The organism is Nocardia flavorosea, from assembly GCF_015477805.1.
GTDB lineage: Bacteria > Actinomycetota > Actinomycetes > Mycobacteriales > Mycobacteriaceae > Nocardia > Nocardia flavorosea_A.
Map to the genome: position 1 here is coordinate 1342241 of NZ_JADLQL010000001.1, position 25774 is coordinate 1368014.

Annotated in this window: 20 protein-coding genes; 3 read left to right on the forward strand and 17 right to left on the reverse strand. The window is 68.9% G+C overall.

Annotated features, from left to right (window positions below; genetic code table 11):
• The first annotated feature begins 76 nt into the window (after positions 1–76).
• From IU448_RS06000 to IU448_RS06010, 3 genes are all read left to right on the forward strand, one after another.
• Positions 77–499 carry an ATP-binding protein gene (locus IU448_RS06000; RefSeq protein WP_195054438.1) on the forward strand — a complete coding sequence of 141 codons (423 nt, stop codon included), beginning with the start codon at positions 77–79 and terminating at the stop codon, positions 497–499.
• Positions 500–642: 143 nt separating this feature from the next.
• The gene (locus IU448_RS06005) at positions 643–1416 is read left to right on the forward strand and encodes an RNA polymerase sigma factor SigF (RefSeq protein WP_195055060.1); all 774 of its coding nucleotides are present in this window, start codon (positions 643–645) and stop codon (positions 1414–1416) included.
• 211 nt (positions 1417–1627) lie between these two features.
• Positions 1628–3841, forward strand: a complete 2214-nt coding sequence (locus IU448_RS06010) for a molybdopterin oxidoreductase family protein (RefSeq protein ID WP_195054439.1) — start codon at positions 1628–1630, stop codon at positions 3839–3841.
• 187 nt (positions 3842–4028) lie between these two features.
• Here the strand turns inward: IU448_RS06010 and IU448_RS06015 are convergent, their stop codons facing one another.
• The 17 genes from IU448_RS06015 to IU448_RS06095 form a co-directional block, all read right to left on the reverse strand.
• A complete protein-coding gene (locus IU448_RS06015) occupies positions 4029–4382 on the reverse strand; it encodes an MmcQ/YjbR family DNA-binding protein (RefSeq protein ID WP_195054440.1) in 354 nt (117 codons plus the stop codon).
• Between the two features lie 66 nt (positions 4383–4448).
• Positions 4449–5987, reverse strand: coding sequence for an RsmB/NOP family class I SAM-dependent RNA methyltransferase (locus IU448_RS06020; RefSeq protein WP_195054441.1), 1539 nt, complete (start codon positions 5985–5987; stop codon positions 4449–4451).
• Positions 5988–6829: 842 nt separating this feature from the next.
• Positions 6830–7750 (reverse strand): methionyl-tRNA formyltransferase, encoded by a 921-nt coding sequence (gene fmt, locus IU448_RS06025; RefSeq protein WP_195054442.1) that lies wholly within the window; start codon positions 7748–7750, stop codon positions 6830–6832.
• Entirely contained in the window at positions 7750–8292 is a 543-nt protein-coding gene (gene def / locus IU448_RS06030; protein ID WP_195054443.1) for a peptide deformylase, read from the reverse strand. The genes fmt and def overlap by 1 nt, the downstream gene beginning before the upstream one ends.
• Before the next feature lie 150 nt (positions 8293–8442).
• Entirely contained in the window at positions 8443–9456 is a 1014-nt protein-coding gene (locus tag IU448_RS06035) for a lipase family alpha/beta hydrolase (RefSeq protein ID WP_416382961.1), read from the reverse strand.
• 63 nt (positions 9457–9519) lie between these two features.
• Positions 9520–10182, reverse strand: coding sequence for a PadR family transcriptional regulator (locus IU448_RS06040; protein WP_416382970.1), 663 nt, complete (start codon positions 10180–10182; stop codon positions 9520–9522).
• A 623-nt stretch (positions 10183–10805) separates the two neighbouring features.
• Positions 10806–13562: a primosomal protein N' gene (locus tag IU448_RS28775; protein ID WP_228812314.1), complete on the reverse strand. Its 2757-nt coding sequence runs from the start codon at positions 13560–13562 to the stop codon at positions 10806–10808.
• 121 nt (positions 13563–13683) lie between these two features.
• Entirely contained in the window at positions 13684–14895 is a 1212-nt protein-coding gene (gene metK / locus IU448_RS06050; RefSeq protein WP_195054444.1) for a methionine adenosyltransferase, read from the reverse strand.
• A 355-nt stretch (positions 14896–15250) separates the two neighbouring features.
• Complete coding sequence (gene coaBC, locus IU448_RS06055) at positions 15251–16498, reverse strand: bifunctional phosphopantothenoylcysteine decarboxylase/phosphopantothenate--cysteine ligase CoaBC (RefSeq protein ID WP_195054445.1); 1248 nt, start codon at positions 16496–16498, stop codon at positions 15251–15253.
• A gap of 45 nt (positions 16499–16543) precedes the next feature.
• A complete protein-coding gene (rpoZ, locus tag IU448_RS06060; protein WP_033241620.1) occupies positions 16544–16822 on the reverse strand; it encodes a DNA-directed RNA polymerase subunit omega in 279 nt (92 codons plus the stop codon).
• A gap of 61 nt (positions 16823–16883) precedes the next feature.
• Positions 16884–17456 (reverse strand): guanylate kinase, encoded by a 573-nt coding sequence (gene gmk / locus IU448_RS06065; protein WP_195054446.1) that lies wholly within the window; start codon positions 17454–17456, stop codon positions 16884–16886.
• Positions 17457–17476: 20 nt separating this feature from the next.
• On the reverse strand, positions 17477–17797 hold the full coding sequence (gene mihF, locus IU448_RS06070; protein ID WP_030521477.1) for an integration host factor, actinobacterial type: 321 nt from the start codon (positions 17795–17797) through the stop codon (positions 17477–17479).
• Between the two features lie 818 nt (positions 17798–18615).
• Positions 18616–19437 (reverse strand): orotidine-5'-phosphate decarboxylase, encoded by an 822-nt coding sequence (pyrF, locus tag IU448_RS06075; RefSeq protein WP_195054447.1) that lies wholly within the window; start codon positions 19435–19437, stop codon positions 18616–18618.
• Positions 19438–19447: 10 nt separating this feature from the next.
• Entirely contained in the window at positions 19448–22804 is a 3357-nt protein-coding gene (gene carB, locus IU448_RS06080; RefSeq protein WP_195054448.1) for a carbamoyl-phosphate synthase large subunit, read from the reverse strand.
• Positions 22804–23925, reverse strand: a complete 1122-nt coding sequence (gene carA, locus IU448_RS06085) for a glutamine-hydrolyzing carbamoyl-phosphate synthase small subunit (protein WP_195054449.1) — start codon at positions 23923–23925, stop codon at positions 22804–22806. The genes carB and carA overlap by 1 nt, the downstream gene beginning before the upstream one ends.
• Positions 23922–24416 (reverse strand): transporter, encoded by a 495-nt coding sequence (locus tag IU448_RS06090; RefSeq protein WP_195054450.1) that lies wholly within the window; start codon positions 24414–24416, stop codon positions 23922–23924. Before IU448_RS06090 ends, carA begins: the two co-directional genes overlap by 4 nt.
• Positions 24416–25768: a dihydroorotase gene (locus IU448_RS06095; protein WP_195054451.1), complete on the reverse strand. Its 1353-nt coding sequence runs from the start codon at positions 25766–25768 to the stop codon at positions 24416–24418. Before IU448_RS06095 ends, IU448_RS06090 begins: the two co-directional genes overlap by 1 nt.
• Positions 25769–25774 lie beyond the last annotated feature (6 nt).

Consider the following 25774-nt stretch of genomic DNA (forward strand, 5'->3'; position numbering starts at 1 on the left):
AGGCGGCCGGCTGCGAATTCTCCGATGCCGAGGGGGCCGAAGCCCGCGCACGCCGGAAACCCAGTAACCTGCCAGAGTGATCAATACTTCGGCGGAAGAGGGGATTCACGGCTCCCCGGTGGAGATTCGAGTGGCGGCGTCGGTGACACAGCTACCGATCGTGCGCGGTCTCGCCGAAACTCTGGTCCTGCTCAGCGATTTCACCTTGGACGAGGTCGCCGATATCCGGCTCGCGGTGGACGAGGCGTGTTCGACGCTGATCGGCCTGGCAGCCCCCGATACCAGCCTGCACTGCGTGTTCACCATCGGCGAGACCGATCTGCGGGTGCGGGTCGCCGGGATCGCGGCGCGGGAGGGACTGCCCGATTCACGGAGTTTCGGCTGGCATGTACTGCGTACCCTTACCGATGCGGTGGACGCCCGGCAAGAGTCCTTCGACCAGCAGGTTTCCGGATATCCGACAGCGGTCGAGTTCCGTCGGGTCCGGGGGAAAGCGTGACCGAACAGGACAAGCCGCTCGACCCTCCGGCCGGCCCGCCCGGTACCCATGGACCGGAGGGCGATCCGGGCCGGGACGGTGCCACCGCCCCGGCGACAGCGGCAGCCCAGGCCGCAGAGGCCGATGCCGATACGGAGGCGGAACTGGCGGATTCGGGCCAGGTCGGCGGGTACGACGATGTCGCGGGCTTGTTCACCCAGTTGGCGGCCGCGGAACCGGACTCTGCCCGGCATACCGCGCTCCGTAACGAACTGATCGGCCGTTGCATTCCGCTGGCCGACCATATCGCCCGCAAGTTCAGTGGCCGCGGGGAACCGTTCGACGATCTGACCCAGGTGGCCCGGGTGGGGCTGGTGCACGCGGTGGATCGTTTCGATGTGTCGCGCGGTTCGAATTTCCTGTCGTTCGCGGTGCCGACGATCATGGGCGAGGTGCGCCGGTATTTCCGGGACAACACCTGGGCGATGCGGGTGCCGCGCCGGGTGAAGGAAACCCATCTGCGGATCGGGGCGGCGGTGGATGCGCTGTCGCAGTCGCTGGGCCGGTCGCCGACGGCCAAGGAGATCGCGGCCGAACTCGATGTCGATCCCGACGAGGTGACACAGGCGGTGATCGCGGGCAACGCCTACCAGCCGACCTCCATCGATGCGGCGTCGGTGGGCCGGGATACCGATGCCTCGCTGCTGGATACGCTCGGCGAGGAAGAAGCGCAGTTCGACCGGGTCGAGGAGTATGTGGCGATCCGGCCGCTGCTGGCGGGCCTGCCGGAGCGGGAGCGCCGGATTCTGACGATGCGGTTTTTCGAGTCGATGACCCAGACGCAGATCGCCCAGCAGATGGGGATCTCGCAGATGCACGTGTCGCGGATTCTCACGAAAACCTTGGCCCGGTTGCGGGAACAGTCGTCGCGGGAGTAGACGCGCCGGTTCGTTCCGGGCGACTGTTGTGCCTGCTTCGCCGATCGGTCTACCCTCATCTGTGAGAGATCGAGTGGGTAATTATCTCAGCGAACCATTCGCATCGAGGCCCGCGCTTCTCGCAGAGCAGAGCAACCGATGAGCCGGATCGGCCCGCGATCCGGCACCCGCAGCGCGTCGACGACGATGCGGCAGAAGGTGATGTGAGGCCATGACCACGGAAACCGTCGCCCGCCAATGCACCCTGTGCGAGGCCCACTGCGGCATCCTGGTGACAGTCGAGGATTCGACAGTCACCAGGATCGAAGGCAACCCCGAGGATGTGCTGTCCAAGGGATACATCTGCCCCAAGGCGACGGCGATGGCCGGCCTGCACGACGATCCGGACCGGTTGCGCACCCCGGTACGGCGGGTGGGTGACCGGTTCGAGCCGATCGGCTGGGACGAGGCGTTCCGCGAGATCGGCGCCCGATTGCGGCAGGTGCGGCGGGACCACGGCCCGCATGCGGTCGGGATGTATCTGGGTAATCCGGCGGCACACAATTCGGCGATCATGTACGCCATGGCATTGCGGGCGGGCCTGATGACCCGCAACTTCTATACCGCATCCTCGATCGATCAGTTCCCTCAGGAATTCGTGGCCTGGCAGATGTACGGCTCGAACTTCCTGATGCCGATCGCCGATATCGATCGCACCGACCGGCTGGTGATCATCGGCGCCAATCCGGCGGTGTCCAACGGTTCGCTGACCACCATGCCCGGCGCCAAGAATCGGATCAAGCAGGTGCGTGCTCGCGGGGGCAAGGTCGTGGTGATCGACCCGCGGCGTACCGAAACCGCCCGCCTGGCCGACGAACACGTGCCGGTATTGCCGGGCGGCGATCCCTACCTGTTGCTGGCCGTCCTGCACGTCCTGCTCACCGAGGACCTGTGCGACCGGACGGCCGTCCGCACCCAGTGCGCCGGATCGGAAACACTGCGGCAGCTGGTATCCGGGTTCTCTCCCGAAGAGGCGGCACCCCACGCCGGTGTCGATGCCGAGACCATCCGGCGGCTGGCCCGGGAACACGCGGCGGCGAGATCGGCGGTCGTGTACGCCCGGATCGGGGTCTGCCAGACCTTCACCGGGACGATCACCCACTGGTTGGTCAACACCGTCAACGCGGTCACCGGAAATCTCGACCGGCCCGGCGGCCAGATGTACGCCACCCCCGCGGTGGACCTGCTGCCGCTGGCGCGGCGGATGCCGCCGTTCCACGGTGCCTGGACCGATCGATCGGGCAAGTACAAATCGTTCCGTTTCGAACTGCCGGTGGCCGCGCTGGCCGCCGAAATCCTCGACGAAGGGCCGGAACAGATCCGCGCCATGATCACGTATGCCGGAAACCCCGTACTGTCCACCCCGCAGCGCGGACAACTGGGCAAAGCGCTGAGTTCGCTGGATTTCTATGTGGCCGTGGATATGTACATCACCGAGACCACCCGCCACGCCGATATCATCCTGCCACCGGTATCACCGCTGGAACGCGAGGATCTCGACATTCTGCTGGCGATGTTCAGCGTCCACAACAACATTCGCTACAACGCGCGGGCGGTCGATGCTCCGGCGGACGGTCTCGAGGACTGGGAGATCATGGCCCGGCTGACCACCGAGATCCTGCCGCTGCCGTTGCGTTCGCTGACCGGCCGGGCTCTCAACGCGATATTCGCGCGATTCAGCCCGGTACGCGCGGCGGCCCTGGGAATCGCGGTCGGTCCGCACGGGATACTGCGCCGGGGCCGTCGCGGCGTCACCCTGGCCAAGGTCCGCGCGGCCCGCGGCGGAATCGATCTGGGACCGTTGCGGCCCCGGCTGTCTTCCCTCATCGCAACCGCTGACCGGAAGGTGCAGCTCGCCCCGGCACCGTTCGTCGCCGAAGCCCGGAAGCTGCTCGCCGACGCCGGTTCCGCTCACGACGACGGTTTCGATCTGCGCCTGATCGGACGTCGTCACCTGCGCAGCAACAATTCATGGCTGCACAATGTGCCGTCGATGGTCAAGGGCCGCGATCGGTGCACCGCGCTGATGCATCCCGGCGATGCCGCCGCCCGTGGCCTGGCCGACGGCGACCAGGCCACCGTCAGCTCGCCGATCGGCGCCATCGCGGTACCGGTGGAGGTCAGCGCCGATATCCGGCCCGGCACGGTGGCCATCCCGCACGGCTGGGGTCACCGCGAACCCGGCGTGGGCTGGACCGTGGCGGCCGCGCTGCCGGGCGCGAATGTCAACCTGTTGCACGATCCCGAGCAGGTGGACCGGATCTCCGGGACCGCCGCGGTGAACAGCACCTGGGTCAAGATCGAACCGGCAACGCAACGGCCGCTGCCGGCCGATACCGCCCAGAGGGCCGCGGCGTCGGACGCGGCGTCCGGGCAAGCCGAGTAGGCGGACGCATCCTGGGGCAGTGCGCCGAACGTGCACTTCCGCCGCCCCGCGGACTGGTCGCGATTCGATCGGCGTACCGGCCCGCAGCGACCGAATCACCGACTGCGCCGCGATGCCGGATACTCCGGGGCTGCCTGTTCGAGTCGATGGCCGGCCTGCGATATGGAAAAGCCCCGTCGTCGCGCGGCTATGCACCGGCTCCCTGTGCCCTTGCTCGGCGCAGCTTTGCGGGAGCGGCGAGCCACCACGCGGCGTCGAGCAGTTCACGCAGGTGCTCTGTATCGATATGCGCCAAGTCGATGAGGATGTAGGGATATCCGTCGTAATGCGCAGTGGTGTAGAAGGCCGGATCGCCGGAAGCCAGTAAGGCTTGTTTCTCCGCCATCTCACATCGCAGTGCCAGACCGCCCTCGGCCTCCGTGCGCAGCCGGGCGAAACTCTTACCCGACACTTTCAGTGCCGGGGTCCGGTAGGAGGTGGATTCCGCGACCTCCGGTAGTTCGGTGGCCAGCCGGACGACGTTCTCCCAGGTGAGGCTCATACCACCGAGTCTGCCCGGACCGGCGGCGGCAGGCTTGGAAATCTGTCGCCTACCGCCCGCACACCACTACCGCGGTTTGCGCAACGCGGCCACGAACATGGCGTCGGTGCCGTGCCGGTGCGGCCACAACTGCACCGTGGGGCCGGGACCGAGCCCGGTGACGCCGGGTAACAGTTCGCGGGCGTCCAACTGTTCGGCTCCGGTGCGGCGCACCGTATCCGTGACCACCGCAACGGTTTCGGGGAGATGCGGGGAACAGGTCGAATAGACCAGCACACCGCCGGGTCGCAGCAGCTCCCATGCCGCGGCCACCAATTCGCGCTGCAGCGTCACCAGGTCCGGGATATCACCGGGGGTGCGGCGCCAGCGGGCCTCCGGACGGCGCCGCAGGGCACCGAGCCCGGTGCACGGGGCGTCGACCAGGATCCGGTCGTAGCCGGCGGACAGGCCACTGTCCCGGCCGTCGGCGATATGCACCTCGACCGGCATGCCCCGGGTCGCCGAACGGACCAATTCGGCACGATGCGCGGCCGGTTCCACCGCGTCCACCCGGTAACCGTCGATACCGGCGAGCGCACCGAGCAGCGCGGTTTTACCGCCGGGCCCCGCGCAGAGATCGAGCCAGCGGCCGTTATCGGATCCGTGTAGCGGCGCGCGGGTGAGCGCGAGCGCCACGAGTTGGCTGCCCTCGTCCTGCACCGCCGCCATCCCCTCGCGGACCGGTTCCAGCGCGCCCGGGTCACCGCCCTCGAGGTACACGGCGTACGGGGACCAGCGGCCTTCCTCACCACCGGTGACGAGCGCGAGTTCCTCCGCGGTGATATCGCCGGGACGGGCCACCAGATGCACCACCGGGCGGGCGTCGTCGGCGGCGAGCAGATCACGCAGTTCGCCCGCGTCGGCGCCGAGCGCGTCGGCGAACGCCTGGGCGACCCATTCCGGATGCGCGTATTCGAAAGCCAGCCGGCCGATCGGGTCCGGCGGGGCGAGCCGCGCCACCCAGTCCTCCGGCGTGCGTTCGGCGACGCGGCGCAGCACGGCATTGACGAAACCGGCCCGGCTCGCACCGGATTCGGCCCGCGCGAGTTCCACCGCGGTGTGCACCGCGGCATGCGGCTCGACACGAGTACGCAGCAACTGATAGGTGCCCAGGCGTAGGACATCCAGCAGCGGACCGTCGATCTCCGTGACCGCCCGACCGGCGCATTCGGCGATCACCGCATCGAGCACGCCGAGGCTGCGACAAGCGCCGTAGCCCAATTCGGTGGCCAGTGCGGCATCGCGGCCCTGCACCGAGTATTCGCGCAGGAACGCCGGGAGCACCAGATTGGCGTAGGCATCCCGCTCCCGGACCGCCCGCAGGGTTTCCAGCGCTACAGTGCGCGCCGGATCCTTGGCCCGGCGTTCGGGGGACTCTCCGCGCCCGGGGCGCGTCCGGCCCGCTCCGGAGCCCTTACCTGGGCCGGATGTCCTGGATCCCGCACCCGAACGCCGGTATGCATCATCGCGCCGGCTCGGACCGTTCGCACCGCGCCTGTCGCCGCCCCCGGCGGCACGGGAGCCGAAAGAGCGCGCGGAAGTATCTGCACGCCGGCCCGCACCCATATCGCGGCGCCCGGCCGAACGCGGACCGTCCCCGCTGCCGCCACGGCCGCCGGTACCGCGGTCATCCGGTCCGCGCCCGCGTCCTTCGCGACGGGCCGGCCCCTCATTCGGGTAGCCGGTCCGTTCCCCACCCGATCGCGACGGTTTCCCGTCCGGTCCGATATCCCCACGCCGGTCACCCTGCATCGAGCCGACCGAGCGATCGCGACCCGGCCGCGCCCCCGCCGCCGAGCCGGCTCCGCGCCCTCGCCCTGCGCCGCGCCCCGGCCCCTCGGCCCGGTGACCGGGCCGTTCGCGCGAGGATTTCCCGCTGTACCCCGGTTCCCTACGCCGGTCGCCTGGCGCCGAGCGATCGCGACCCGGTCGCTCCCCCGCCGCGAAATCGCCCCGCAGGCCCTGTCCGTCGCTGCGATCCGACGCCTTGCTCCGGTATTCGGGCCGTTCTGCGCCAGAGCGTGAAGATTTCCCGCGATATCCGGTGTCCTTACGGCGATCACCGGATCCGCCCCCGCTTCCCGGCTGCCGCTGCTCGCTCGCCGCGGAATCACCCCGGCCCCGACTGTCGTCGGGTTTTCGTCCGGTTCCGTTGCGACCGGAACTGCCAGGCTTCGAATCCTGCGCCCGCCTGCCGGTACGATCGTCGCGCGACGAATCCGCGGTCCCCGGGCGATCCCGGCCGGTACCGGAGCGCTTCTGCGGACGCGGATCAGGGGCGTTCCGATCGCCCTGCCCTACCGCGCCGCGGTCGGCGTCCGATTCACGGCCCACGGCGTCGCGCCTGTTGTCGGCGGATTCGCGTCCGGAGTGGCGCCGGAAGCCACGCGGCCGCTCGCCCGGGCCGGTCATTCGACCACCGCGCCCGGCTCCAGGCGGGCGCCACGGGCCCAGTCCAGCGCCGCCATCATGCGTTTACCCTGCGGCTGCACCCGGTCCAGCCGGACCGCGGTCGTCGCGGTGCCGATGTAGACGCCCGTTTTGCGTACGTCGATCCGCCGTTCCGGCAGCACTTCCTCGACCAGCTCCACCGGGCCCAGTTTGAGCCGGCTACCGGCCACGGTTGTCCAGGCGCCCGGGTGCGGAGTCACCGCCCGGATAGCGCGGCCGACCGCCAGCGCGGGCTGATCCCAGCGCACCTGGGCCGCCTCCACAGTGATCTTCGGTGCATAGGACACCCCCTCGGTGGGCTGCGGAATCGCCTGCAGCGTCCCGTCCTCCACACCGTGCAGCGTCTGTTCCAGCAGGGCCGCCCCACTGTCGGCCAGCCGGGCCAGCAGGTCACCGGCGGTATCGGTGACCGCGATCCGTTCGGTCACCACGCCGTAGACCGGTCCGGTGTCCAGCCCCGTTTCGATCCGGAACGTGGAGGCGCCGGTGATCTCGTCACCCGCCGCGATGGCCGCCTGTACCGGAGCCGCGCCGCGCCATGCCGGAAGCAGGGAGAAATGCAGATTGATCCAGCCGTGGCGCGGGATATCCAGCACTTCCGCGGGCAGCAGCGCGCCGTAGGCGACCACCGGGCAGCACTCCGGCGCTAGCTCGGTGAGCGCTTCGACGAATTCGGGTTCGGCGGGTTTGCGCGGTGTCAGTACCGGAATACCGCATTCGTCGGCGAGCTGCCCGACCGGCGAACGCTGCAATTTCCGGCCGCGACCGGCCACCGCGTCCGGGCGGGTGACCACGGCGATCACCTCGTGCCGCGATTCGATCAGCCGGCGCAACGACGGTACGGCCGGCTCGGGGGTGCCGGCGAAGACTATTCGCATCAGCTGTCCCGCTCGGCCAGCGCGCGACTCGGCCGAACGGTGATACCGGCCGCGAACCAGTCGGACTCGCGGATGGTCCGCATGGCCTGTTTACGTTCGGGGGAATCCAGCCGGTCGATGAACAGGATGCCGTCCAGATGATCGGTTTCGTGCTGGACGCAGCGCGCCAGCAGTCCCTCGGCCGCGAACTCGACCGGTGCACCGTTCATATCGACTCCGGTCGCGCGCACTCGCATCGCCCGGCGGGTGTCGTGATTGACCCCGGGTATCGATAGGCAGCCCTCCGGCCCTATCTGTTCCTCCTCGTCGAGGGCGGTCCAGACCGGGTTGATCAGATGGCCGCGGGCATCGCGGGTGTCGTAGACGAAAACCCGCAGGCCGACCCCGATCTGCGGCGCAGCCATCCCCACCCCGCCGTCGTCGTACATGGTGTCGGTCAGATCGGTCACCAGCTGCCGCAGTTCGGGGCCGAATTCGGTGACCTCGGTCGCGCGGGCTCGCAGGATCGGATCGCCGAACAGGCGGACGGACTGGACGGTCAAGGTCGGCTCCCGGAGACATGAGACAGGGCAGAAAGAAACCATTCTAGGTCGCCCCGGGCACCTGCCGGCACGTCCGGGGTCTTCGCACCCGCAAGCTCGATGCGGGCATCCGGGGACCCGAAGGTCCGGGCCGCCCGTACTCATGGTGTCTCAGATATTGCCGCCGATGATCACCTGGGGAATACCGGTGCCGAGCGCGACCGGCCGGCAGACCGGTTCCGGCGCACGCTCCGGATCGAGCACCTCGAGCACCAGTTGCGCGACGAACGGGTCGTACACCATGTGGAAGTGCCCGGTGAGATCCGCGGGGCAGCGATCCTGCACGACGATGTTCTCGGCGCCGGGCCCGTGCAGGGCGATGTTCTCGAACGGCTGGATCATCTCGTCGACCCGGCTGCCGATCGTCACGTACCGGACTCCGGGGACGGTGTCGCCACCGGCATTGAGTTCCTGCATGAACGGCGACCCTTGTGCCTGCTGCACGGCGGCCACCGAGATCGTCTTCTCCGCGACGGTCAGCGCGCCGGGTATCTGCTGGGCCACCGGCACCAGTCCGTACATGACACCGCCGTAGGTGGGCGACGCAAGACCGACCCAGGTGTCGACGGCGGGTGCACCGCCGAGTTTGTTGACGTAGTAACGGGTCATATTGGCGCCCTGGGAGAAACCCACCAGATCCACCCGGGCCGCCCGGGTGGTGGTCCGGACCCGGTCCACGAAGGCGGCGAATTGGTGAGCGCTGAGCACGATATCCTCGGTGCCGAAGCTGACCGCGCCCGGTTTACCGCCGTAGTTGAGCGCGAAAACGCAGAATCCCGCATCCACCAGTCGCGGGCCGATGGCCGACCAGTCGGTGTAAGCGCTCGCGTCGGTGCCGTGGGCCAGGATCACCGGACGCGGATGGTCCGCGTCCGGGACACAACCGAAATCGTTGACGCCCCGCGGCGCGGCGGCGGGATGATCCTTCATGTACAGCACGGCGCCCAGATGATCCGCCTGCGGCGGTGCCCATTCGGTGGGCACCGCCGGTGCGGGATATCCCGCCGGCTGGGCGACGCCTGCGACGGTACCCAGCAGTACCGACCCAGCCAGTGCCACGGCCACCGTCAGCACGCGCCTGCCGAGCCCGCCGCCCCGGCGGGCCGACCACAGAATACGTTTCACCACACAATCTTCCACCCCTGCCCGTCCTCCGGAAAACCGGTGGCCGAGGTCTTGATCACCCCGTTACTTCGTGGTGTCCTCGTCGCCCGCGAGGATGCGGTACAGGGCTTTCCGGGCGTCGGTGAGCACCTCGGCTGCCTTGGCCGCCTGTTCCGGGGTTCCGGCACCCGCGACCTGCGCGATCGCCCCCATGAGCGGTGGGACCAGCGCACGCAGATCGTTGGTTTGGGCGCCGACGCCTTCTTTCACCTCGGCCCACGGGTCGCCGAGTTCGGTCCGGTGTTCGGCGACATAGGCGGTGCCCGTCTCGGTCAGTTGCGCGGTTTTGCGGCCGGCGACCTTTTCGATGGTGATCAGACCTTCGTCCTCGAGTTGCGACAGCGCGGGATAGACCGATCCCGGACTGGGACGCCACAGGTCCTCACTGCGTTCCCGGATCTGCTGGATCAGTTCGTAACCGTGCATCGGGCGTTCGGTGAGCAGCAGTAGAACCGCCGCCCGGACATCACCGCGCCGGCCACGGCCGCCGCGCCCCCGGCCACGGCCGAAACCCGGCCCGAACCCAGGGCCGAATCCGGGACCGAAACCCGGCCCGAACCCGGGACCGCCGAATCCGGGCGGGCCACCGTGGCGGAAACCGCCATGGCCGGGCCCGTGCTGCTCCATACCGGGACGGTGGCGCCGGGCCCAGCTGAGCCGTTCCTTGCGAAAGTTCGTGTTCTCCATGTCTTCCATTGCAGCCTCCTGAGCCACTCGATCTGTTTCCATAGCATCGACGATATATCGGCAATCTATCTAGCGCAACCCTCTCGTAGATTTCCGCAGCCGTCTCGTCCTGCCACCGAAACCGACGCGACCGCACGGATGCGCGTCACACTCCGGCCTCGGAACGCCCGACCCACACGCCGACCGAAGCACAAACCCCCAACCGCTGCCCGGTGATGCGAGCGGCACCGGCTCCTACACGACAGCCACGGACAGGTACCGGCCCGATCTGCTCGAACTCCTCTTCCGCACCCGGCGCTGCCCCGTGACGCGGCACCGAGATCACGGCCCGCCGAAAGAGTCCGGCCGCACCGGTGCGACCGCGGCCTGCCCACGATGCCGCGCGTACCCGCGACAAGTCACTGCAGATCCGGTTGTCGCCGCAGAGCTCGCAGAAGTTTCTGCTGAACAGCTCGTTTATCCGCGAATGGTTCGGTACTTCGCCCCCGCTACACCGTAGATTCGTGGCGAGGACCGCCGAAGATGTCGCGACGTGCGAACCGCTCCGGGGGCCCTCCCACAGCAACCGCAACGCGAGTCATACCGGCTTTCCGAACGTCCCCGAGGCGCCCCGTGGAGGCAGATCAGCCGATATTCAACGGATCGAACTGGACTCGCGCCGAATACTCGGCACGCTGACTACTGCGAACGGCCTGTGCCGCGGTCAACGCACGGGCCAGCGCGCCGCCGTGCCGGCGCGGAACGCGTAGCAGCACCCGCTCGACCTCGACCGGGCCGCCATGGTCGTCGCCGGCACCCGAACCCGACGGTCTACGCGCGGTGGCGGGCAACGGCACCGGACCCAGCACCTCGGCGGCGGCCGGTAGTTCGGTGACCGCGAGCAGTCCGGCGACCGCATCGGGTGGTCCGTCGATCGCGGCTATCCGCACCGCTGGCGGGAACCCGACCTCCGTGCGCTGGGCGAGTTCGGCTGCGGCGTGCCCGGCCGGGTCCCATCGCAGCAGCGCCTGCACGGTCGGGATGCCGGGATCGGCCATCACCAGTACCCGGCCCGCGGGTTTCACCAAGGCAGCAGCGCCCAGCCAGCGGCGCAGCGTGTCCTCGGCGGCCCGGAGATCGGCGCGGCCGAGCAGCGCCCATCCGTCCAACAGCAAACCGACCCCGTACCCGCCCGGCAGCAGTGGTTCGGCGCCGACAGTGGCGACCACCACCTGCGGGCCCGGTTCGACGGTATCGAGCAGCCCGGCCCCGCTCGATCCCCGGATCGGCACCCCGGGAAAGGCCCGGCCCAGTTCCTCCACGGTACGGGCGGCGCCGATGACCACGGCGCGCAACACCCGTCCACCACAGCCGGGACAGCGGAAGGCAGCCTCGGTATGCCCGCACCACCGGCACACCGGACTGTGTGCGATCTGCGCAGCCGGGTCGGCGGGTCCTGCCTCCGGCAACGACAGCGGGCCCACACATTTCCGGCAGCGAGCGGGGGTACGGCATTTGGTGCAGGCGAGAGCGGGGACGTACCCGCGGCGGGGTACCTGCACCAGCACCGCCTCTCCTGCGGCCAGGGCCGTGCGGGCGGCGGCGAAGGCGGCGCCCGGAATCCGGACCGCGCGCGCGATGGGGTCGCGGTCGAGTGCGGCATCGGAATCCCCCGGTGCGCCGATCCGCGGCGAGGCCGCCCGTACCGTGGCCCGGTCGGCGAGCAGATCGTGCGCCCAGCCCGACTCCACCACTGCCTGCACTTCCGGCGTCCGCGCGAAACCCGCGGCCACGAAGGCCGCGCCGGTGTCGTGCGCCCGCAGCATCGCCACCTCCCGGGCGTGCGGGTACGGGGACCGGGGTTCGGCGTAGGTATCGTCACCGTCGTCCCAGATCGCGATGAGCCCCAGTTCCGCCGCAGGCGCGAAAACGGCGCTACGGGTACCGACAACCACCCGCGCGGTCCCGCGCAGGACTGCCAGCCAGCGCCGATACCGCGCCGCCGGGCCCAGCCCCGCCGAGAGCCCGACCGCCGAATCTCCGACCAGCGCTTCACATTCCCGCAGCACCCGGTCCAGATCACGCTGGTCGGGAACCATCAGGATCGCGCTGCGCCCACCGGCCACGACGACGGCGGCCAGTTCGGCGAGCCGGCGCGCCCAGTCCTCGCCCGGCAGCGCCTGCCATGCTGCGCGCGCACCCCGGTGCCCGGCGAGCGCGGTGAGGAACGATTCCCCGTGGCGATACCGCCGCCACGCCCCGAGATCCACGCCGGCCGGAAAGGACTCGATATGGGCCCCCGGCCCCCGGCCCCCGATGGTTCCGCTGCCGATGTCGGGCCGGTCGTCCGGGTCTCGTAGCGGTGAACTCGCAACTTCCCCTGATTCGGCCCGTGTCACCGCGTCCTCGCCGGAATTCCGCTCGGGCACCTCGCCACGCCCGCCACCAGGCCGGTCGCTCGGCGACGACAGCCCGGCATCCGGCCGTACACCGGCCGACAGCACCCGCGCGTTGTCGGCCGCCGCGCGACGGTCGACAGCCACCGCGTCCCCGACCCGGCCCGGCACATCCACGCCACCGGCCGACGAGAAACCGTCCTCCGACACCCGCCCCCCGCCGGCCTCTCCGCGACGGTCACCCACCGGAGTCTCCCCGCTCTCGCCGAGCGCCTCTCCCTCAGCGACCGACGAGAATCCCCCCTCCGACACCCGCCCGGTATCGTCCTGCGCCGGCTGCCGATTGCCGGCGGCCGCCGGTTCCTCGACTCCGGCCCCGGCAGCACCGGCAACGATCGGCGCGCGGTCGGAGTCGTCGCGCCCCGGCTCGGTATCCAGTGGTGGCGCCGGCAGGTCGGGGCACAGGTTCGGTCGGGTGTTCCCCGGAAACGACTGTTCTGCCGGAGCCTCCGCGACCTCGGCTCCTCCGGCTCCCCGGCCGCTCCCGGCAGCACCGGCTCCCCCGGCAGCCGGGCCGACCGCCGTCGCCCGGCCGGTGCGGGCCGGGGGCACCGCCCGGATCGCACCACCCGATTCGTTCTTTCCGGCTCCGCCGTTCTCCACGCGCGCGTGCCGTGGCGGTATCGCCAAACGAAGTACATCCGCGCGGGTTCCGGCGCAGCGGGCAGCTACGGTTGTGGCGAGCCGGAGGATCTCGGGGGTCAGCACCTGCTCCGGCGACACCACCCGTTCCAATCGCACCAGCTTGCCGGGATGGTCGGAACCGGTGTGCCGGGACAGCAGATAGCCGTCCACCAGCCGCCCGGCGAAACGGACCCGGACCCGGACCCCGGGACGGGCGATCTCGTCCAGCTCCGGGGGTACCAGATAATCGAAATCGCGGTCGAGATGGGCCGGGGTGAGCAGTGGCAGTACCCGGGCGACCGGATGCGATACCGGCGGCAGACCGGGCGGCGATTTCTTCGCCCGGCCGGTACGTCGACGGCCCCCCGAAGCGGCCGACACCCCCGGCGACTCGATGTCCCCGGGGGTGTCGGCGGCAGATCGCGGCACGCGGAACGCGGACCTACAGCCCGGCGGCGGCGCGCAGTTTCTCCGCGCGGTCCGTACGCTCCCAGGGCAGATCGATATCGGTGCGGCCGAAATGCCCGTAGGCCGCGGTCGGCGCATAGATCGGGCGCAACAGGTCCAAATCGCGGATGATGGCCCCGGGACGCAGATCGAACACCTCGGTGATGGCTGCCGAGATCTGGGCGGGATCGGCTTTCTCGGTCCCGAAGGTCTCCACGAACAGGCCGACAGGTGCCGCCTTGCCGATCGCGTACGCCACCTGGACCTCGACCTTGTCCGCCAAACCGGCGGCGACCACGTTCTTGGCGACCCAGCGCATGGCGTAGGCGGCCGAACGGTCGACCTTGGACGGGTCCTTGCCGGAGAACGCGCCGCCACCGTGCCGGGCCATCCCGCCGTAGGTGTCGACGATGATCTTGCGGCCGGTGAGGCCCGCGTCACCCATCGGACCGCCGAGCACGAACTTACCGGTGGGGTTCACCAGCAGCCGGATATCGGAGGTGTCCAGATCCGGGATCGCGATATCGGCCAGAACCGCGTCGACGACCTTCTCGCGGATATCGGGCGCCAGCAGATTGTCGAGGTCGATATCGGCGGCATGCTGGGTCGAGACGACGACGGTGTCCAGCCGGACCGCGCGATCGCCCTCGTATTCGATGGTGACCTGCGTTTTGCCGTCGGGCCGCAGATACGGCAGCACACCGGTCTTGCGGACCTCGGTGAGCTTGCGGGACAGCCGGTGCGCCAAGGCGATCGGCAGCGGCATCAGCTCCGGGGTGTCGGTGTTGGCGTAACCGAACATCAGGCCCTGATCACCGGCACCCTGCTGTTCGATCTCGTCACCGGAACCACCTACCCGCGCCTCGTGCGAGGTATCGACGCCCTGGGCGATATCGGGCGACTGGGCGCCGATCGCGACGTTGACGCCGCACGAGTTACCGTCGAAGCCCTTTGCCGACGAGTCGTACCCGATCTCCAGGATCTTGTCCCGGACGATATGCGGGATATCCGCGTACGCCTCGGTGGTGACCTCGCCCGCGACATGCACCTGACCGGTGGTCACGAGGGTTTCCACGGCGACCCGGCTGCGCGGATCCTGGGCGAGCAGGGAGTCGAGGATGGAATCGCTGATGGCATCACAGATCTTGTCCGGATGACCTTCGGTCACGGACTCACTGGTGAATAGCCGGCTACCGGACGTGCGCACAGTTTCCCTCTTCCTCAACGGTTACTCGTGTCCCGGATATGGACCGTAGCGCACGGCTCCGGTCGTGACCCTGGACTCCCAGACTATTAGAACGCGCGGCCGGATTGTGGTTCCGGACACCACACCGGACGGGTTTCCGGTCCGCCGGACCCGTCCGCCGGATCGGCTCGGCGGCCGGCGGGCCGGATCGGCACGCACTACCAGTACGGGTGGATGATGCTTGCGGCAAGCGTTCGAATCACGACGAGCCGAATCCCGGCGCCGCTCCGCCCGGCCGGGGCCGAGTCCCGATATGGCCGGCTCGGTCCGCGTCGCTCATGCGGTGCCCTCGTCTGCACTGGCGGATTGCGCGTCGTTACGCGCCGCTGCCGGATTCGGCCCGCTCCCGCAGCAGCGGCCCCAGAGCATCGAGGACACGGCTGGCCAGCAGCGCCTTGGATCCGTGATCGAGGGCCTGTTCGCTGCCGTCGGCGCCGAGCAGCCAGCCATCGTTGGTGTCCACCTCGAACGCCTTACCGTCCCCGACCGCATTGACAACCAGCAGGTCACAGCCCTTGCGGGCGAGCTTCGCCCGGGCATAGGTGATCACGTCGCCGTCTTCGTCGCCGGTTTCGGCGGCGAACCCGACGATCGCGGTACCGGGTAGCTGGCCTTCGCGTCGCGCCTGGACCAGGCCCGCGAGGATATCCTCGGTCCGCGACAGCGCGATGCTGTCGGGTTCGTCCTTACCCTTTTTGATCTTCGCGCCGGCCACCGAAGAAGGCCGGAAATCCGCGACAGCGGCGGCCATGATCACCGCATCCGCACCTACCGCGTGTTTGTCGACAGCGGTCTTGAGCTGGTCGGCGGTCGTGATATGTACCAGTTCCACGGCTGCCGGTGGCGCCATCTCGATGGTGTTCCCGGCGATCAACGTCACCTGCGCACCACGCTGGGCGGCCACCCGGGCCAGCGCATAGCCCTGTTTACCGGAGCTGCGGTTGCCCAGGAAACGCACCGGATCCAGCGGTTCGCGAGTACCACCGGCGGTGATCACGACCCGCTTTCCGGCCAGATCCCGCGGTACGGCATCGGCGCGTTCCAGCAGCAGCGACGCCAACCCGAAGATCTCCTCGGGTTCCGGCAGGCGGCCCGGGCCGGTATCGGTACCGGTGAGCCGGCCCGAAGCGGGTTCCATGACCGTCGCACCGTGCGCGCGCAACGCGGCCACATTCGCCACGGTCGCCGCATGCTCCCACATCTCGGTATGCATGGCGGGCGCGAACAGCACCGGACATCGGGCGGTGAGCAGGGTCGCGGTCAGCAGATCGTCGGCGCGGCCGTGCGCGGCACGTGCCATCAGATCGGCGGTGGCGGGGGCGATGACCACCAGTTCGGCTTCTTGCCCCAGCCGCACATGCGGGACCTCGGGCACATCGGCGAACACGCCGGTATGCACCGGATGCCCGGACAGCGCCTCGAAGGTCGCCTTGCCGACGAACTGCAATGCCGCCTCGGTGGGAATCACCCGCACGCTGTGGCCGGTCTCGGTGAACCGCCGTACCAGTGCGCACGCCTTGTACGCGGCGATACCGCCGCCCACGCCGACAACTACCCGCGCCATCGCGCGCCTCCTGCTCTATCGGCCGTTCGCCCGGGAACTACCGGATCATTCGCCTTCGGTGTGCTCGAGCAGATCGCTGTGGATCTCCCGCATCGCCACCGACAGCGGCTTCTCCTGCGGCAGCGGCTCGACCAGCGGGCCGACGTATTCGAGGATTCCGTCGCCGAGCTGGTTGTAGTAGTCGTTGATCTGGCGGGCACGTTTGGCGGCGTAGATCACCAGCGCGTACTTGGACGAGGTGCGGTCCAGCAGTTCGTCGATCGGCGGGTTGGTGAGGCCGACCGGAGTGTCGTAGGCGGGCGCGGCGATATCCGTACTGCTCACTGAGGAAGCTCCTGCGGGGTCGGGGGCTCGGATACGCGGCGGGCGGGCCGGGCGTATCCGGCTACGAATTGGAATTCGTGCTGACGAACAACGATACCAACTGCGCACAGGCGCTGGTCACGGTGTCGTTCACGATCACGGTGTCGAACTCGTCACGTGCGGCCAATTCCACCCGTGCGGTCGCCAGCCGGCGTTCGATGACCTCAGCGGATTCGGTGCCGCGGCCGCGCAGCCGGCTCTCCAGTTCCGCCCAGCTGGGCGGGGCGAGGAACACCAGCACGGCTTCCGGCATCACCCGGCGGATCGAACGCGCACCCTCGAGGTCGACCTCGATCAGTACCGGCAGCCCCTCGGAGAGGGCGGCCCGCACCGGCGCGGCCGGAGTCCCCGACCGCTGCAGCCCACCGTGGATATCCGCCCATTCGAGCAGGTCTCCGGCGGCGATCATCGCATCGAACTCGGCCCGGCTGACGAACCGGTAATCGCGGCCGTCGACTTCACCGGGACGCGGGTCCCGGGTGGTCGCCGACACACTGAAAACCAGTTCCGGCAGCCGTTCGCGGACACAGCGCACCACGGTGGACTTGCCCACGGCCGAGGGGCCGACCAGTACAACCAGCCGACCCTTCGTCATGTTCTCGATCACCGAGGCTGTCAGGCGCCGAGGTCGAATTTGGCGAGCAGCGCTTTGCGCTGCCGATCGCCGAGACCACGCAGCCGACGGGTCGGAGCGATCTCGAGCTCGTTCATGATCTCTTCTGCCTTGACCTTGCCGACCTTGGGCAGGGCTTCCAGCAGTGCGCGCACCTTCATCTTGCCGATGATCTCATTGCTCTCGGCCTGTCCGAGGACCTCTTTGAGGTCGGTGCCGCCGCGCTTCAGGCGATCCTTGAGCTCTGCTCGCTCACGGCGAGCGGCAGCCGCCTTCTCCAGAGCAGCGGCGCGCTGCTCATCAGTCAGCTGGGGAAGGGCCACGGTTCCTCCGTCTCATCGTTCTGCATCAAAACCTGCCGAACTACCCGGCAGTCTCAGCGACCGTACCCACGACGCCCCCGGATTGCGAACCCACCCCCCAGGTCAGGGCATGAATCGGACCCCGTAACGGCCCCTTGCCGCTTACTCCGCATCCCCGCTTGCCCATATCCGCACAACCTCCGGCCCTACCACGAAATACCTTTTCAGCAGGGCATTTTGGGCACGCGGGTCCGGTTGCGGCGCGATAGCCAGCGAAGTTATCCACAGGCTGGCTACCTCCCAGCCGCCCTACCAGGAATTTTCTGTATTTTTTTGCGGCGCCTGCGGCGCCGCGGGGTTCGGCGCCTCGGATGTGCTGCTTCGGCGCCCGATCCTCGCGTCTACGGCAGCCGAAGCAGCACTCCTGCCGACCCCTGCGAGGGGCTCGCCGAACTCGTCCTCCGACGAGCAGGACACTCGGTGACCGACCATTCGGACCGCAACGGGCCACATTCCGCGGAACGACATGGCGCGTCACACCCCATATCGGCCGCGCCCGGATCGGGCCACGGCCGATATGCCGCACGCTCATTTCACGAGCGGGCGAATGGACCTGCCCCAGGCCGCACGTCACCCGCAGCGACAGGCCACTCGAAGCCACCAGACCGGGCTACGCCACACCGGCCGCGGGCGGACAGCGACGGCGGGATCCGTTCCCGAGGCGTATCGCATCCGGGCCATGCCGAACCGCGCGCGCTCGGCACCGGCCGGTTGCCGGCCGGCGTGAGCGCGATCACCCACGTACATGGTCACTTGGCGTAACCGCCGGGTAAGCGCGGTCAGCGCAGGAACGCGAACTCCTCCTGGAAAGCCGCCAGGCGGTCGCGTAGCGCGGTGACCGAGGGCCCCGCGCCGAGCACATCGCGCGAAACATTCGGAACCGCCGCCGGCCACAACGATTCCGGGAGCAGCGCACGGACCGCTGCCGCGGTGCCGCCCTGGGCTCCCACCCCGGGCAGCAAGATCGGCCCGTTCAGTGCGCCGAGATCGGGGATATCGGTGAGCGTGGCGCCCACCACCACGCCGACGGAACCCGGTTCGCTCCCCCGGTTCGTTTCCGCGGCGGCGTCGACCACGGTCTGAGCCAGGGTGCGCCCGTCCACCACCGCCTGCTGCACCCGAGCCGCCTCCGGGTTCGAGGTCGCAGCCAGGACGAAAACACCTCGCCCATTGGCCCGAGCGAGGTCCAGGGCGGGTTGCAGAGCCCCGTATCCGAGGTAGGGCGAGACCGTAACCGCGTCCGCGCCCAACGGCCCGTCGCCGAGCCAGGTGCGGGCATAGGCGGCCATCGTGGAGCCGATATCGCCGCGTTTGGCATCGGCGAGAACCAGCGTGCCCGAGCCGCGCAGCACCTCGATGGTGCGTTCGAGCACCGCGATACCCGCCGAGCCGTACGCCTCGAAGAAAGCGACCTGCGGTTTGACCAGGGCCGCCACTCCGTCGAAGGCTTCCACACAGATCTCGGCGAAGGTTTCCAGGCCGTTCGCGTCGTCCGGCAGGCCCCAGGCGTCGAGCAGGGCGGGATGCGGATCGATTCCGACGCAGATCGGCCCGTGCGTGCGCCCGGCCGCGGCCAGGCGCACGCCGAAAGTGGTCGTCATCGCCGCGTCCTCAGCCACGCAACGCCGAATGCAGTTCCTGCAGGGACCGCACGCCCAGGCCGCCGGCGATACTCGCCTCGATCCCCTGGACCGCCGCCGCCGCGCCCTGCACCGTAGTGACGCAGGGGATGCTCACGCTCACCGCGGCGCTGCGGATCTCGTAGCCGTCCACGCGGGGCCCGGAGTTGCCGTAGGGCGTATTGATGACCATATCGACTTCGCCGTCGCGGATCTGCTCCACGATGGATGCCGCGGGAACATCACCGTTCGCGGCCGCGGGCACCGGATCGGAGTGCTTGCGCACCTCTTCGCACGGGATTCCGTTGCGCCGCAGCATCTCCGCGGTTCCGGTGGTCGCCAGAATACGGAAGCCGAGGTCGTGCAGCCGTTTCACCGGGAACACCATGGCGCGCTTGTCGCGGTTGGCGACCGAAACGAAAACGGTGCCCTCGGTGGGCAGTGAACCGTAGGCGGCGGACTGGCTCTTGGCGAAGGCGGTCCCGAAATCGGCGTCGATGCCCATGACCTCGCCGGTGGATTTCATCTCCGGCGAGAGCAGCGAATCGACCTGGCTGCCGTCGGGACTGCGGAACCGGTGAAACTGCAGCACCGCCTCTTTCACCGCGACCGGTGCGTCGAGCGGGACGTGTCCGCCGTCGCCGTCGGGCAGCATGCCCTCGGCGCGCAGGTCGGCGATGGTGGCACCCAGCATGATCCGGGCGGCCGCTTTGGCCAGCGGTACCGCGGTCGCCTTGGAGACGAACGGAACGGTGCGGCTGGCCCGCGGGTTGGCCTCGAGAACGTAGAGAACATCGTCCTTCAGCGCGTACTGCACGTTCAGCAGGCCTTTGACGCCGATCCCCGCGGCCAGCGCGATGGTGGAGCGGCGCACCGCTTCGATATCGCTGCGCCCGAGCGTGATCGGGGGCAGCGCGCAGGCGGAGTCGCCGGAGTGGATACCGGCTTCTTCGATATGCTCCATGACCCCGCCGAGGAACACCTCGTCGCCGTCACAGAGCGCGTCGACGTCGATTTCGATGGCGTCTTCGAGGAAGCGGTCCACCAGTACGGGGTGTTCGGGGCTGAGTTCGGTGGCGCGGGAGATATAGCCTTCGAGCGAATCCTCGTCGTAGACGATCTCCATACCGCGGCCACCGAGCACATAGGACGGCCGGACCAGCACCGGGTAACCGATATCGGCGGCGATCTTGCGGGCCTGTTCGAAGGTGGTGGCGGTACCGTACTTCGGGGCAGGCAGTCCCGCCGCGACCAGGACGTCACCGAATTCCCCGCGGTCCTCGGCGAGGTCGATGGCGGCGGCACTGGTGCCGACCACCGGCACCCCGGCAGCGGTGAGCCGCTGCGCCAGCCCCAGCGGGGTCTGGCCACCGAGCTGGACGATCACACCCGCGACTGTCCCCGATTCGGATTCCGCGTGGTAGACCTCGAGTACGTCCTCGAAGGTGAGCGGTTCGAAATAGAGCCGGTCGGCGGTGTCGTAGTCGGTGGAGACGGTCTCCGGGTTGCAGTTGACCATCACCGTCTCGTAGCCGGCGGCCGACAGTGTCTGCGCGGCGTGCACACAGGAGTAGTCGAACTCGATCCCCTGCCCGATCCGGTTCGGACCGGACCCGAGGATGATCACCTTCTCCCGATCCGGCTGCGGGGCGACCTCGGATTCGGCTTCCGGGTCGAGTTCGTAGGCCGAGTAGTGGTAAGGCGTCTTGGCCTCGAATTCGGCGGCGCAGGTGTCCACGGTTTTGAACACCGGCCGTACCCCGAGCCGGTGCCGCAGCGCGCGCACCCCCGACTCCCCGGCCAATTCCGGCCGCAGCGCGGCGATCTGCCGGTCGGACAGGCCGTGATACTTGGCCCGGCGCAGCAGCGCTTCGTCGAGTACCGCGGAATCGAGCAGTTCCCGGCGCAGGTCCACCAGTCCGGCGACCTCGGCGACGAACCACGGGTCGATCCCGGAGGCCTCGGCGACCGCTTCGATACTCGCCCCGAACCGCAGGGCGCGCTCAACCTGATAGATACGGCCTTCGGTGGGGGTCCGCAGATCCGTCAGGATCGCCTCGATCGCGGCGTCGATATCGGGCTGTTCCGCGGAGGCGGGCGCCCACTTCCCGTCCTCGGCGGTCCAGAAACCGGTGGCCTTGGTTTCCAGCGAACGCAGCACCTTACCGAGCGCTTCGGCGAAGTTGCGGCCCAGCGACATGGCCTCGCCCACCGATTTCATGGTGGTGGTGAGCGTCGGATCGGCGCCCGGGAACTTCTCGAACGCGAACCGCGGCGCCTTGACCACCACGTAGTCGAGGGTGGGTTCGAAGCTGGCGGGAGTTTCCCCGGTGATGTCGTTGACGATCTCGTCGAGCGTGTAACCGATGGCCAGTTTCGCCGCGATCTTCGCGATGGGGAAACCGGTGGCCTTGGACGCCAGCGCCGAGGACCGCGAAACACGGGGGTTCATCTCGATGACGATGAGCCGGCCGTCGGCGGGGTTCACCGCGAACTGGATATTGCAGCCGCCGGTATCCACGCCGACCTCGCGCAGGATGGCGATGCCGAGATCACGCATCTCCTGGTATTCGCGGTCGGTCAGGGTCAGGGCGGGGGCCACCGTCATCGAATCGCCGGTGTGCACGCCCATCGGGTCCACGTTCTCGATGGAGCAGACGATCACGACATTGTCGCGGCCGTCGCGCATCAGCTCGAGCTCGTATTCTTTCCAGCCCAGGATGGATTCCTCGATGAGGACGTTCGCGGTGGGCGAGGCAGCCAGGCCGCCGCCGGCGATCCGGTCGAGATCCTCGTCGTTGTAGGCCATGCCGGAGCCGAGCCCGCCCATGGTGAACGACGGCCGGACGACCACCGGGAAACCCAGGTCGGCGACGGTTTCCCGGACCTCGTCCATGGTGTAGCAGACCCGGGAGCGTGCACTCTCGCCGCCGACGCTCGCCACGATGTCCTTGAACTTCTGCCGGTCCTCACCGCGCTGGATGGCATCGAAATCGGCGCCGATCAGCTCGACCCCGTACTTCTCCAGCACACCGCGTTCGTGCAGTGCGACCGCGGTGTTCAGCGCGGTCTGCCCGCCGAGGGTGGCGAGCAGGGCGTCGGGGCGTTCTTTCTCGATGACCTTCTCGACGAATTCCGGGGTGATCGGCTCCACGTAGGTGGAATCGGCGAATTCCGGGTCGGTCATGATGGTCGCGGGGTTGGAGTTGACCAGCGAAACCCGCAGGCCCTCCGAGCGCAGAACCCGGCAGGCCTGGGTACCCGAGTAGTCGAACTCGCATGCCTGGCCGATGACGATCGGGCCCGATCCGATGACCAGAATATGTTCGAGATCGGTACGGCGAGGCATCAGGCTCCCTTCATCAGACCGGCGAACCGGTCGAACAAGTACGCGGCGTCATGGGGCCCGGCAGCCGCTTCCGGGTGGTATTGCACGGAGAAGGCGCGGCCGTCGACCAGGCGCACCCCTTCCACCGTGCCGTCGTTGGCGCAGACGTGGCTGACCTCGGCCTTGCCGAACGGGGTGTCGAACTGTTCGCCGCGTTCACCTTCCAGCGCGAACCCGTGGTTCTGCGCGGTGATCGAGACACGGCCGGTCTCGTGCTCGACGACCGGGATATTGATCCCCCGGTGCCCGAACTTCATCTTGTAGGTGCCCCGGCCGAGTGCGCGGCCCAGGATCTGGTTGCCGAAGCAGATTCCGAACAGCGGCAGTCCCTTGTCCAGGATTCCCTGGGTGAGGGCGACCGCGGTATCGGCGGTGGCCGGATCGCCGGGGCCGTTGGACAGGAACGCGCCGTCCGGTTTCAGCTCCAGGATCTTGTCCAGGCTCGTCGAAGACGGCACCACATGCACTCGCATACCGCGTTGCGCGAACATCCGCGGAGTGTTGGATTTGATGCCGAGGTCCACCGCGACCACCGTGAACCGGGGCTCGCCCGCGGGTTCGACGGTGTAGATCTCGTCGGTGCTGACCTCACCGGCCAAGTCGGCGCCGAGCATCGATGGCTGCCCGGTGACCCGGGCGAGCAGTTCCGCGGGTTCGGCGAGCGCGGGCCCGGAGAAGATCCCGGCCTTCATCGAGCCGCGGCTGCGCAGATGCCGCACCACCGCGCGGGTGTCGATCCCGGCGATCCCGACGATGTTCTGCTGTTCCAGCTGCTCCGGCAGCGAACCGGTGGCCCGCCAGTTCGAGACCCGCCGGGCGGGATCGCGGACGGCATATCCCGCGACCCAGATCTGCTGCGATTCGTCGTCCTCGTCGTTCCAGCCGGTGTTGCCGATCTGCGGGGCCGTGGCGACCACGATCTGCCGGTGGTAACTCGGATCGGTCAGGGTTTCCTGATAGCCGGTCATAGCGGTACAGAACACCGCTTCACCGAGGGTCTGCCCCACCGCGCCGTAGGCGGTGCCGCGGAAGATCCGCCCATCCTCGAGGACCAGGGCCGCGGCTGCTGTCGTACTCGTCATTCGTCATCTCCCGTCGTTGCCCGCGCCCAGGCCGGATACACCGTTTTGTCGTCGCCCCGGAACCCGGTATCTATTTCGGTTCCGGTCGGCAGGGTCCAGCGGATCACCAGGACACCGCCCTCGGTCATCACCTTGCCCGCGTGCCCGCGTTCGGTCCGGATGGCAGTGATGGACTCTTCCGGGATCCAGATCGCCGTGGCGCCCTGCCGTTCCAGCAGGATGCCGTGTTCGTAGCGGGTGAGTTCGGCGGTGGCGCGGTAGCCCAGATCGCCGACCGCTATCCGGTCCTGCCAACTCGGCGCCATGGTGCTGCCGAGGTAGAGGCCGGTGGTGGGTTCGAGTACCTGTGCCCCGGTATCGGCCGGTACCGGCGGCAGTGCACCGATCCGGTCCTGCTGCCGGGCGGCGCGGTTACGCCAGCCCCGGTACATCAGGTAGACGGCCAGCACCCACAGTAGTACGCACAGGATGACCCAGAGTGTCCGTTCCATCAGCGGCCTCCCACCGGCGTGCCTGGGGTGGCAGCGACACCGTCGCGGGCGGTAACCCGGCCGCGCAGCAGTGTCGTGACGACCCGCCCGGGCAGTGTCATCGACTGATAGGGCGTATTGCTCGCGATACTGGCGAGGTGTTCGCCCTCGACCGTCCAGGTGGCGTCCGGGTCGACCAGCACCAGATTGGCCGGTTCTCCCACCGCGAGCGGGCGCCCCTGATCGTCGAGTCCGACGATCTCGGCGGGACGTTCGCTCATCACGCGCGCCACCCCACGCCAATCCAGCAGACGGGGCCGGACCATGGTCTCCACCACAATCGACAACGCGGTCTGCAATCCGAGCATACCGGGCCGGGCCGCCGCGAATTCGCAGCATTTGTCCTGTTCGGCATGCGGTGCGTGGTCGGTGGCGACGCAGTCGACGATCCCGGCGGCCAGCGCCTGCCGCAGGGCCTCGGTATCCGTGCCTTCGCGCAAGGGCGGGTTCACCTTGTTCACCGCATCATAGGTTTCCAGCCGGGCATCGGTCAGCAGCAGATGGTGTGGTGTCACCTCCGCGGTGATCGCGATCCCCTGGTCCTTGGCCCATTTCACCAGTTCCACCGTGCCCGCGGTGGACGCATGGCAGATGTGCACGCGCGCGCCGGCATCCCGGGCCAGGAGCGCATCCCGGGCCACGATCGATTCCTCCGCGGCCCGCGGCCAACCGGCCAGGCCCAGCCGCGCCGCCGTCGGGCCCTCGTGCGCGACCGCACCGCCGGTCAGTCGCGGCTCCTCCGCGTGCTGGGCGATCAGGACGTCCAGCGAACGCGCATACTCCAGGGCCCGCCGCATGATCAGCGGATCATGGACGCAGTGCCCGTCGTCGGAGAACATCCGGACCGCGCCGGCGCCGGCGGCCATGGTGCCCATTTCGGCGAGCTGTTCGCCCGCGAGGCCGACCGTCACCGCACCCACCGGGTACACATCGACGAGTCCGACCTCCTGACCGCGCCGCCACACATGGTCGGTGATCACCTGTGAATCGGCGACCGGCGAGGTATTGGCCATGGCGAAAACCGCCGTGTACCCGCCGAGCGCCGCAGCCGCCGATCCGGACTCGATGGTCTCGGTGTCTTCCCGGCCGGGTTCGCGCAGATGGGTGTGCAGATCCACGAATCCGGGCAGCAGCACCCGGCCCGCACCGGCGATGATTTCGGCGTCGTCCGCGCGCAGTCCGCTGCCGATCTCGCAGATCATCCCGTCGGCGATCAGCACATCGACCGGATCACCTTCACCGTAGAGCCGTACTTCGGTGATCAGAACGGTGTGGTTACGCTGCGCTGCCTCCTCCGGGCCCGACCCGCTCACGCTGTG